We start from the raw sequence: 11,435 nt of genomic DNA on the forward strand, positions 1-11,435 counted from the left end.
AATAAGTTAAACTAAATAAGACTTTTACAGTCATAAAAACCCCACATTACGAATGAGACTAGTTTTTGCTACAAATAATATGAATAAAATAAAAGAAGTACAATCTTTAATTCCGAGTGAAATTGAACTTCTTAGTTTAAAAGATATTGGCTGCTTTGAAGATGTGCCTGAAACTCAAAATACAATTGAAGGTAATGCCAAGCAAAAAGCCGAATACATAAAAACGAATTATAATTACGACTGTTTTGCCGACGATACAGGCTTAGAAGTTAATGCTTTAAACGGTGAACCAGGAGTTTATTCGGCACGTTATGCAGGAGAACAGCGTAATGCAGAAGATAACACCAACAAACTTTTAACCGAATTACACAATGAAACCGATAGATCTGCCCAATTTAAAACGGTAATCGCACTACATCTAAATGGAGAACTGTATACATTTACAGGTATTTGTAAAGGTGAAATTACAACACAAAAGCATGGTGAAAAAGGTTTTGGTTACGATCCCGTTTTTAAACCCAATAACCATAACAATACCTTTGCCGAAATGGACTTAAGTGTAAAAAACAGTATTGGCCATCGAGGTAAAGCTGTTAAGCAGTTAGTTGATTTTTTAAATGAAAAAAATTAAGCATAACGCATTAAAAAAAAATCTTTTTGGGGTTGGCTATTAAAATTGTTTTATTACATTTAGTCTATGACAGAGGAATACTTAGAAAAAGAGAATGCGGCCATAAAAAAAGCGTATAAAGAACTGCTAAAGGTTAGTTACACTACGCTTTCTGATGATGATAAAAAACTAATTCGTAGGGCTTTTGAAGTTGCCGTAGACGGACATAAAGACCAACGCCGTAAATCTGGAGAAGCTTACATTTTCCATCCCATTGCTGTGGCCAAAATTGTAGCTCAAGAAATTGGCTTGGACGGTACCTCTATTGCCGCTGCTTTACTGCATGATGTTGTTGAAGATAGCCCAGATTATACCATAGAAGATATTGAAAAACAATTTGGCAAAACCATTGCAACAATTGTTGCTGGATTAACCAAAATTTCTTCTTTAAGTAAAGATCAAGATATGGATGTTTCGCTCCAAGCGGAAAACTTTCGTAAAATGTTACTTACTCTAAATGATGATGTTCGCGTTATTATTATAAAAATTGCCGATAGGTTGCACAACATGCAAACTATGGATTCCATGAGGCCGGATAAACAAATTAAAATTGCCTCGGAAACCCTTTATATTTATGCTCCTTTAGCCCACCGTATTGGACTTTATAATATAAAAACAGAATTAGAAGATTTAGGCTTAAAATATCTAGAGCCTGTAGATTACAACGATATTTTAAACAAAACTAAAGAAAGCAAAAAAGACCAAGATCTTTATATTGAACAATTTAGTGAAGTTATTAAACACTCTCTAGACAAAGAAAAACTAAACTACACGATAAAAGGACGTCCGAAATCTATTTTCTCTATTAGGAAGAAGATGATTAACCAAGGGGTATCTTTCGATGAAGTTTATGATAAGTTTGCAATTAGAATTATATATAAATGTGATGCCGACCCGCAGAACGAAAAATTTCTTGCTTGGAAAATATATTCTATAGTTACCGATCACTTTAGGCCAAACCCTATTCGTCTTCGCGATTGGATTTCTTCACCTAAAAGTACAGGCTACGAGGCGCTACATATTACAGTAATGGGGCCAAAAGGCCGTTGGGTAGAAGTGCAAATACGTAGTGAGCGTATGAATGAAATCGCCGAAAAAGGTTATGCAGCACACTATAAATATAAACAAGGAAGCGAAAAAGAAGATAATTTAGAAAGTTGGATAAATAGATTGCAGGAAGCCTTAGAGAATCCGCATACCAATGCTGTAGATTTTGTAGAGCAATTCAAACTAAATCTATATTCAAAAGAAATATTTGTCTTTACTCCTAAAGGAGATTTAAAATCTTTACCAAAAGGTGCCACAACTCTCGATTTTGCATTTAGCATACATACTGAAGTTGGTATGAAAACGAGAGGCGCTAAAGTTAACGGCAAGCTGGTACCGCTTAGTTACGAGCTAAAAAGTGGAGACCAAGTCGATATTTTAACTTCAGAAAATGCCAAACCTAATCCAAACTGGTTAGATTACTCTACCACGGCGCGCTCACGAAGTAAAATTAAATCTGCCTTAAAAGAAGACAGAAAACTTATAGGAGAAGATGGTAAAGAAATTTTACGCAGAAAATTAAAACAACTTAAAATTAACCTTAACGAAGCTTCTGTTAACGAAATGGTTAACTACTTTAAGCTTAAAACAAGTTTAGATTTATTTTACAGAGTTGGCCTTGGCACTATAGATAACACTATGCTTAAGGCATATGCGGCATCGAGAAGTAATGCTTTAATGAGTTTCCTTAAAAGTAAAATAACTCGTAAAGCCAATATTAATACCGACGAATTAGAAAAAGATGAAATTACAGCAAAATACGATGCTGTTGTTTTTAATAAAGAAGAAGAAAAGCTAGATTATAAATTAGCCACCTGTTGCCACCCGATACCTGGTGATGATGTTTTTGGGTTTTTAACTGTTTCCGATGGTTTGAAAGTTCATAAAATGAATTGCCCCAATGCATTGAGTTTACAATCTAATTACGCCTACCGGATCATGCCTGCCAAATGGATCGATTCTTCTCAGCAAGAATTCTTGGCACATATTTCTTTAACCGGAATTGATCATATTGGGTTAGTCAACGACATTACCACCATAATTTCTGAGAACATGAGTGTTAATATGAAAAGTATTAGTTTTCAAAGTGACGATGGGCTTTTCTCAGGAAAAATTGATGTTGTGGTGAAGAATAAAACCCTTTTGAAAAAACTTTTAGACCGTCTTAAAAAAATTAATGGTATAGATAAGGTTACTAGAGTGTAAAAAAAGTGTAAATTTGCGATGAAATTATGGATACAAAAGTAGATACAAAAAATCAAGACATAGTTAAAAGCGTTTTTACAAGCTTTTTAGAGAATAAGGGACACCGTAAAACCCCCGAACGCTATGCTATACTTCAAGAAATTTATAATAACAACGAACATTTCGATATAGAATCTCTGTATCTTAATATGAAAAACAAAAAGTATCGTGTTTCGAGAGCTACACTTTACAATACTATAGAACTACTTCTAGAGTGCGGTTTGGTTAGAAAACACCAATTTGGCCAAAATCAAGCACATTACGAAAAATCTTATTTTGACAGGCAACACGACCATGTTATCTTAACAGATACAGGAGAAGTTATCGAGTTTTGCGATCCTCGAATTCAATCTATTAAAAAAACTATCGAAGAAGTTTTCGATATTGAGATAAATAATCATTCACTCTATTTCTACGGGAAAAAAAAATCTCCCGATAGCAAAAAGGACAACTAACTAATTTTACAATGGCAGTAGATTTACTACTTGGATTACAATGGGGAGACGAAGGCAAAGGGAAAATTGTTGACGTACTAACCTCTAACTACAACATTATTGCACGTTTTCAAGGTGGACCAAACGCAGGACACACTTTGGTTTTCAACGGAAAAAAACACGTTTTACACACTATTCCATCGGGTATTTTTCATGATGATGCTACCAATTTAGTAGGAAACGGTGTTGTTATAGACCCAGTAATTTTTAAAGGTGAACTTGACAAACTTGAAGAACAAGGCGTAGATTACAGAAAATCGCTAGTTATTTCAAGAAAAGCACACATCATTTTACCAACACATAGATTACTAGATGCAGCTAGCGAAACCTCTAAAGGAAAAGCTAAAATTGGATCTACATTAAAAGGTATTGGCCCAACTTACATGGATAAAACCGGAAGAAATGGTTTACGTGTTGGCGATTTAGAATTAAGCGATTGGAAAGAAAAGTATAGAGCTTTAGCTAATAAGCATCAGTCTATGATTTCTTTTTACAATGTTGAAATTGAATACGATTTAGACGAGCTTGAAAAAGAATTCTTTGAAGCTGTTAAAGTTTTAAAATCTCTTAAATTTATAGATTCTGAAGAATATGTTTACCAAGCACAAAAATCTGGTAAAACAATTTTAGCCGAAGGCGCACAAGGATCTTTATTAGATATTGACTTTGGAACATATCCATTTGTAACATCTAGTAACACCACTGCAGCCGGTGCTTGTACTGGTTTAGGTGTTGCTCCAGGACAAATTGGTGAGGTATTCGGGATTTTCAAAGCTTACACAACTCGTGTTGGTTCTGGCCCATTCCCTACTGAATTATTTGACGAAGATGGTGCTCAAATGGCAAAAGTCGGTAACGAATTTGGTGCAACTACAGGTCGTCCACGTCGTTGTGGATGGTTAGATTTAATTGCGCTTAAATATGCTTGCCAAGTAAATGGTGTTACTCAATTAATGATGATGAAAGGTGATGTGCTTTCTGGTTTTAAAACCTTAAAAGTATGTACAGCTTACAAATATAAAGGAGACGTTATAGAGCATTTCCCTTACAACATCGAACCAGAAAATGTTGAACCAGTTTATACAGATTTTAGCGGTTGGGAAGAAGATTTAACAGAAATGTCTGAAGCATCTCAACTTCCAAAAGCTTTAAATGAATATATTGAGTTTTTAGAAAAAGAATTAGAAATTCCTATTACTATCGTTTCTGTTGGACCAGATAGAAAACAGACAATTTTCAGAAATAAATAAAACCTATTTCTAAATAATATTTTAAGACCTGATATGTTTCTCGAAACTGTCAGGTCTTTTTTTTGTTGCTTATTTCTTAACTATTAGTTAAACTAAATGCTTTCAATAAAATTCATTTTACAGTTACATTTGTTTGTATGCTGTAATTATGAAACGACCTCTCAAAAACTCTTCTAACGAACAACTTCAAATCCTTCTAAAAAAAGGTAATGAGAGTGCTTTCAACGAAATATACATTCGCTATTGGAAAATTTTATATACCTATGCATACCGAATTTATACTGAAGAAAAAATTTGCGAAGATATTGTTCAAGAGGTATTTATAAGCCTCTGGCACAAATCTAAAACCATAGAAATAGTAAATCTTGAGGGATATCTTTTTAGAGCCATTAAGTACAAAATAACAACCTATATCCGCGATTTAAAATTTACTTCTACCCATTTTGAAGCACTAGAAAATATTTTCATTTCTAGTCCGTCAGAAAAAAACCTAGAGTACCAAGAGCTAGAAGAAAGCCTGTTCTTAGAAATTGACAAACTAACTCCTAAATGCAAAAGAGTATTTATTTTAAGTAGGGTTGAACAATTATCTAATACCGAAATTTCTCAAAAACTAGACATCTCTATTCGAACGGTAGAAAAGCATATTAGCGATGCGCTTAAAAAATTAAAATCTTCTCTAAAAACAAATCATATTATTGGTTTTGTTATCACAATGTTTCTATAAAGTAAACATGGGGCTACTTATATTAAGAAACCTTTAACCTCCACTTTTCTTCTACGTGTTATACTTAAAAATTGAGACTTGTAAATAAACAAGACCATTTTGAAAGACAAACATTTTATTCACATAGCTAAAAAATACATTAATAACGTTGCCACTAAAGATGAAAAAAGGCAAGTCGATAATTTTTACGATGCCATGCAAGAAAAGCATAAATCGATCCCCATTAATTTAAGCTTTCGAAAAGAAAGAAAAATAAAAAATGCTATAGACAGCGTTATTCATAAAAAAGCACATCCATTTAACTACAAAAATCTTTCCATTGCTGCTTCCATTTTACTCATTATAGGTATCACCTTTTCATATTCACTTCTTAGTATAAACCCCATAACTATTAAAACTCAAATGGGTGAACGAAGAGAAGTATTACTTCCAGATAGCAGCCGCGTGTTCTTAAACTCAAACAGTAGTATAACTTATCATGATAATTTTACAGATGAAAGACATATTACATTAACAGGTGAAGCTTTTTTCAAAGTAACCAAAAACCTAAAGAAGCCTTTTATTATATCTTCAAATAATACAGAAACTAAGGTTTTAGGAACATCCTTTAATATTAACGCTACCAACAACAATAAAACTATCGTTAGTGTAAATACCGGTAAAGTACTTGTTCGCTCCAAAGTATCTCCTAAAAATAAAGTGATTTTAACCAAAAATCAACAAGTTACCTTTTTAAATCAAACACCTATTATTCTGAATAATACCAATAGTGATGATTTAATTGCTTGGACCAAAAACATTATTGTTTTGAATAACGAAACACTCGAAAACACAGCTAAGATTTTGGAAAACTGGTATAATGTTTCAATAGAATTTAAAGATGAAAAAACGAAACAAGAAACCATTACCGGAAAATTTAATAATGAAACCTTAAAAAACGTCATGACAAGTATCGAGCTACTTAAAGATTTAAAAATAGATTACTTAACACCAAACCATATTATTATAAGAAAGAACCCATAGAAAAATTAATAATAAAAAAACCCATTTCCGCTGCAACGAAAATGGGCTGAATAACAAATAACATTAAATTAATTAACGTTAATCATTGAAAATGAATACTAAATTACACTTTTTTAAAAATTATTTAACTCTTAAAAATTTTTATTTAATATGTATGCTATTAACAACAACGATAGCCACTGCAAAATCTAATAACATAACCAATACTCAAGTCTCTTTAAATTTAAAAAATGCTTTAGTCACAGATGTGTTTTCCGCCATTGAAAACCAAACTGCTTATACTTTTATTTTTGATAATTCAATAACAGAAATACCTCAAAAAGTTTCTATTAATTCTACAAATGAAGATTTACAAACTATTTTAAAGAAAATAACAAAACAAAGCGGATTTCAATTTAAAATCTTAAACCATACCATTACCGTTTTAAATTCTAGAGAACAAAAACTTGTTAAAGGTAAAATTATGGATGAAGCAGGATTACCGTTACCTGGCGCCACTGTAATGGAAAAAGGAACTAAAAATGGCACCTCAACTAATTTTGATGGTATGTTTAGTTTAGCGTTAACTGAAGAAAATGCAGAACTAACTATTTCTTTTATGGGCTATATTTCTAAAACCATAAAAGCAAAACCTGGCACTTTATTAGAAATTGTTTTACAAGAAAACATAAATAGCCTAAACGAAGTCGTTGTTACCGCTTTAGGTATAAAACGAGAAGAAAAAAAACTAGGTTTCTCGCAAGCCACCGTTGAAAGTGAAAGTTTAGCACAAACAGCACCTAACAACTGGTCGTCTGGATTAAAAGGAAAAGTTGCAGGCTTAAATATTGTATCGTCGGGTTCTGGCCCAATGAATTCACAGCAAATAACACTTAGAGGTAACAACTCTTTAAATGCTAACGGCAACAATGCACTTATTGTGGTTGATGGCGTACCTGTGAACAGTGAAATGACAACTTCAGGATCATCAAATGCTTATATAGGCGAAGATTCTCCAATAGATTACGGGAATGGAATATCAGATCTGAATTTAAATGATATTGAAAACGTAACTGTTTTAAAAGGCCCAGGCGCAACAGCACTTTACGGAAGTCGTGCTGCTAATGGTGCTTTAATTATTACTACAAAATCTGGTAAAAAAACAAAAGGGTTGGGTGTAACCTATAACTCAAGTATAAGCTTAGATGTTATACAACGTTGGCCAGATTGGCAATATAAATATGGGCAAGGAACAGGTAAAAGTTTTAATACTGAAGGCATTCCTTATTATTCTTATGGTTCTTCGGAAGATGGTAATAGTACTGGCGGAACAAGTAGTGCTTGGGGGCCTGAATTTAACAATCAATATTACTACCAATACGATCCGAATTTAGAAGGCCAATCTGCTCAGAGAGAGGTTTGGCAGCCTTACGAAGATAATAGGAAAGACTACTGGCGTACCGGTGTAACAACCACCAATAATATATCTATTCAAGGAGGAAATCAAGAAGGCTCAATGCGACTTTCTGTTGGACATTCTAAAAACGAATGGATTATGCCTAACACTGGTTTTGAAAGAGTAACAGCGTCTCTAAACGCTAATTATCAAGTTTCAGATCATGTAAAAATAGGCTCTGTTGTAAACTATAATAATAGAACTAGTGACAATTTACCAAGTACAGGCTACAACAACGGCTCTATAGCTTACTTTATGATTTTTCAAAACCCTAATGTTAATTTAGATTGGTACCGTAATATTTGGAAACAAGGTCAGGATCAAATTCAACAAATTCAACCATTTAGTTCTTACATAGACAATCCATACGCCATAGCTTATGAAGCAACAAATGCGCTAGCAAGTAATCAAATCGTAGGAAATATTTTTAGTGACATTCAATTAGCTCCACAATTAAAATTAATGCTAAGAACATCATTAAACACCTATTACCAAGAAAGAGAACAAAAAAGACCATACAGTATCAACCGATACAAACAAGGCTTTTACGAAACACAAGACGTTTGGAAGCAAGAAGTTAATACCGATTTCCTGCTAAGCTATGACAATGAACTTAGTGATAAATTTTCATTTTCTGCTTCTTTAGGAGGAAACTCTATGGATTATAAATATAGAAGAACAGATGCTTCTGTTGATGGTTTAGTTGTTCCAGGCGTTTATAAATTAGCTAACGGCGTAAACAATCCGCTAATTCAAACCTATGACAAAAACAAAAGAGTAAACAGCTTATATGGTTTGTTTTCAGTGGCTTTCGACAATAAAATATTTTTAGATTTAACTGGAAGAAACGATTGGTCTAGCACCTTACCCATAGAAAATAATTCATTTTTCTACCCATCGGCAAATGCTAGTTTTATCATGTCTGAAATATTCGATTTACCCGATGCGATGGATTACTTAAAATATCGTTTTTCATACGCGCAAGTTGGTAACGACACCGATCCTTATAAAACGAGTAAATATTATAGTCAAAGTGCGTTTGCTAGTTCGGCATCTGTAGCTACCAACTTGTTCAATGCCAATTTCAAACCTGAAATAACAACAAGTTATGAAACAGGTATCGAAGCTCGTTTATTAAACAACAGAATAAACTTAGACGCCACTGTTTACGAAACAACCACTAAAAACCAAATTATTTCAGTGCCTTTAGATATCACTACAGGTTATAGCTCTGGGGTTTTAAACTCTGGTGAAGTGCGTAACCGAGGGGTAGAATTGACACTTAGCGGAAAAATAATAAAAAGAGAGAAGTTTAATTGGAAAAGCACACTAACGTGGTCTAAAAACTGGAATAAAGTTTTAAAACTTGCTGATGGAGTTGATGGTCAACAAGAAATAGGCTCTGGTGGTAATGCCACATTATTAGCTAAAATAGGCGGTACAACAACCGCTATTTACGGGTTTGGTTTTGTACGTTCGCCAGAAGGTGCAATTGTTTATGATAATGCAGGGCTACCAGCCTACCCAGACGAAATTCAATACATAGGAGACGCTAGTCCAGATTGGAAAGCTGGTTTAAATAACAGTTTTAGCTTTGGAAATATAACGCTTAATGTTATGGTCGACGGCCAGTACGGTGGCATTGTTTACTCTCAGTCTAATCACAAACTTATTCAACAAGGTAAATTAACATCTACTTATGAAGGACGAGAAACAGGTTTTATAACAGGAGACGGTGTGGTATTAAATACAGATGGCACATATTCTCCAAATACTACTGCTGCAATAACTCCAGACTGGTACAATCGTTACTACCGTCGTGCCAATGTAGAATCGAACTCTTTTGATGCTTCATTCTTAAAATTAAGAGAAGTGAGTTTGCAATACAACTTTCCTAAAAAATCTTTAAAAAATACAGGAATTACAAGTTTAAGCATTTCCGCCTTTGGAAGAAATTTAGCAACCGTTTCTGATTTTCCAATCTACGACCCTGAAACAGCTGCCTTAAATGGAGACACTATTTTACCAGGAATTGAAATGGGACAAATGCCTTCACCAGCCAACTATGGTTTTAACTTAAAAGTAAATTTATAAAATCTATAAAAATGAAAACACTAAAATATTTATTTTGTACACTACTTTGCTTTACTATTGTAGTATCATGTACAAATGATTTTGCAGAAATTAACGAAGATCCAAATCGTATTAATGAAATTAGTCCGGGCACGTTAATAAACCCAATTATCTATGGGTTAGCAGCCCATAACGCCGGCAGAAGTGCCAGTGTTACATTCGATTTAATGCAAGTATCTGTACCACTACCTAGTGTTTCTGGTGGTTTACATCGTTATGATGTAAGTCAGAGTGCCGGTAATTCATCATGGAATAATTATTACAAATGGCTTAATAATATCAAGGAAATGCATGCTGCAGCCCTAATATTAGAAGACAAAAATTACGAAGCCATCGCTTTAACACTTAACGCTATGGTCTATGCCAACCTTACCGATATATTTGGGCCTGTACCAATGACAGAGGCAGTAAAAGGTGATGAAGGAAACTTCTACCCTGCTTTCGACTCTCAAGAGCTTATTTATGAAACCATTCTTGCAGACCTTGAAAAAGCCAATAGCATTTATGATGTTAGTAAAGGTATGGCTTACGCCGATGACATTCTCTTTTTTAATGATATTAAAAAGTGGCAAAAATTCACAAACTCATTACACTTAAGGTTATTGCTTCGTATTTCCAATAGAACAGAAACCAACGCGTTTCAAAAAATGACGGCTATAGTCAACAATCCTATAATCTACCCTGTATTTGAAAACAATGAAGAGTCTGCTATTTTACAAGTTACTGGTGTTACTCCAAATGTATCTCCTTGGGGTAGGCCACAAGATTTTAGTTTATTTACTAAAATAGCTTCTTTTTTTATTGATAATTTAAATGATTTTGAAGACCCAAGACGCGCTTATATATCAACCATTGCTAGAGACTTGAATAATGTAGAAATAGGATATAAAGGAATACCTAGTGCTTTCGACGGTCCAGAATCTCAGTTTACCTATAACGCTTCTGCGCTCAATACAGCCCAAGCAAACAACCCTATGCAAATTTTCCTATTGACTTATGCAGAGGTTGAGTTTATTAAAGCAGAATTAGCACAGCGTGGCTATACTTCTAATGCAGAAACACATTATAACAATGGTGTTACAGCTGCAATTGAACAGTTTAATATTGAAATGCCGTCAACTTATTTTGATAATTCCAATACAAAATATGATGGTACCTTAGATAAAATCATGCTACAAAAATATTATGCCCTTTATTTTGTCGATTATCAACAATGGTTTGAATATAGACGTACTGGGTTGCCAGTATTACCAACTACAGAAGCCATGTTAAATGATAAAATAATGCCTGTTCGTTTTTACTATCCAACCGACGTACAGATTAACAATGCTTCTAATTACAAAAAAGCAGTTGAAATGTTAGGTGGCCCAGATGATATAAACACACCTGTTTGGTGGGAAAACAAATAATT

General features: G+C 33.7%; 8 protein-coding genes. All 8 read left to right on the forward strand.

Annotated elements, in window-relative coordinates:
- The first annotated feature begins 52 nt into the window (after nt 1-52).
- The 8 genes from DFQ06_RS06810 to DFQ06_RS06845 all read left to right on the forward strand — a co-directional run bounded on the left by DFQ06_RS06810 (nt 53) and on the right by DFQ06_RS06845 (nt 11,433).
- Entirely contained in the window at nt 53-631 is a 579-nt protein-coding gene (locus DFQ06_RS06810) for a non-canonical purine NTP diphosphatase (protein WP_133966791.1), read from the forward strand.
- A 66-nt stretch (nt 632-697) separates the two neighbouring features.
- Nucleotides 698-2,923: a RelA/SpoT family protein gene (locus DFQ06_RS06815; RefSeq protein ID WP_133966793.1), complete on the forward strand. Its 2,226-nt coding sequence runs from the start codon at nt 698-700 to the stop codon at nt 2,921-2,923.
- Nucleotides 2,924-2,949: 26 nt separating this feature from the next.
- Nucleotides 2,950-3,417 carry a Fur family transcriptional regulator gene (locus tag DFQ06_RS06820; RefSeq protein ID WP_042502895.1) on the forward strand — a complete coding sequence of 156 codons (468 nt, stop codon included), beginning with the start codon at nt 2,950-2,952 and terminating at the stop codon, nt 3,415-3,417.
- Between the two features lie 11 nt (nt 3,418-3,428).
- Nucleotides 3,429-4,706: an adenylosuccinate synthase gene (locus DFQ06_RS06825; protein WP_042502897.1), complete on the forward strand. Its 1,278-nt coding sequence runs from the start codon at nt 3,429-3,431 to the stop codon at nt 4,704-4,706.
- A gap of 148 nt (nt 4,707-4,854) precedes the next feature.
- On the forward strand, nt 4,855-5,433 hold the full coding sequence (locus DFQ06_RS06830; RefSeq protein WP_042502899.1) for an RNA polymerase sigma factor: 579 nt from the start codon (nt 4,855-4,857) through the stop codon (nt 5,431-5,433).
- Between the two features lie 99 nt (nt 5,434-5,532).
- Nucleotides 5,533-6,456 (forward strand): FecR family protein, encoded by a 924-nt coding sequence (locus DFQ06_RS06835; protein WP_133966795.1) that lies wholly within the window; start codon nt 5,533-5,535, stop codon nt 6,454-6,456.
- A 154-nt stretch (nt 6,457-6,610) separates the two neighbouring features.
- Nucleotides 6,611-9,985, forward strand: coding sequence for a SusC/RagA family TonB-linked outer membrane protein (locus tag DFQ06_RS06840; protein WP_317129991.1), 3,375 nt, complete (start codon nt 6,611-6,613; stop codon nt 9,983-9,985).
- A gap of 11 nt (nt 9,986-9,996) precedes the next feature.
- A complete protein-coding gene (locus DFQ06_RS06845; RefSeq protein WP_133966799.1) occupies nt 9,997-11,433 on the forward strand; it encodes a SusD/RagB family nutrient-binding outer membrane lipoprotein in 1,437 nt (478 codons plus the stop codon).
- Nucleotides 11,434-11,435: the final 2 nt, after the last annotated feature.

Origin of the sequence: Algibacter lectus, assembly GCF_004368925.1 — a bacterium.
GTDB lineage: Bacteria > Bacteroidota > Bacteroidia > Flavobacteriales > Flavobacteriaceae > Algibacter > Algibacter lectus.

What these genes read in the sequence shown, in the direction of transcription:
- DFQ06_RS06810 (WP_133966791.1), top strand. Translation starts at nt 53, where the DNA reads ATGAGACTAGTTTTTGCTACAAATAATATGAATAAAATAAAAGAAGTA.
- DFQ06_RS06820 (WP_042502895.1), top strand. Translation starts at nt 2,950, where the DNA reads ATGGATACAAAAGTAGATACAAAAAATCAAGACATAGTTAAAAGCGTT.
- DFQ06_RS06830 (WP_042502899.1), top strand. Translation starts at nt 4,855, where the DNA reads ATGAAACGACCTCTCAAAAACTCTTCTAACGAACAACTTCAAATCCTT.
- DFQ06_RS06845 (WP_133966799.1), top strand. Translation starts at nt 9,997, where the DNA reads ATGAAAACACTAAAATATTTATTTTGTACACTACTTTGCTTTACTATT.
- DFQ06_RS06815 (WP_133966793.1), top strand. Translation starts at nt 698, where the DNA reads ATGACAGAGGAATACTTAGAAAAAGAGAATGCGGCCATAAAAAAAGCG.
- DFQ06_RS06825 (WP_042502897.1), top strand. Translation starts at nt 3,429, where the DNA reads ATGGCAGTAGATTTACTACTTGGATTACAATGGGGAGACGAAGGCAAA.
- DFQ06_RS06840 (WP_317129991.1), top strand. Translation starts at nt 6,611, where the DNA reads ATGCTATTAACAACAACGATAGCCACTGCAAAATCTAATAACATAACC.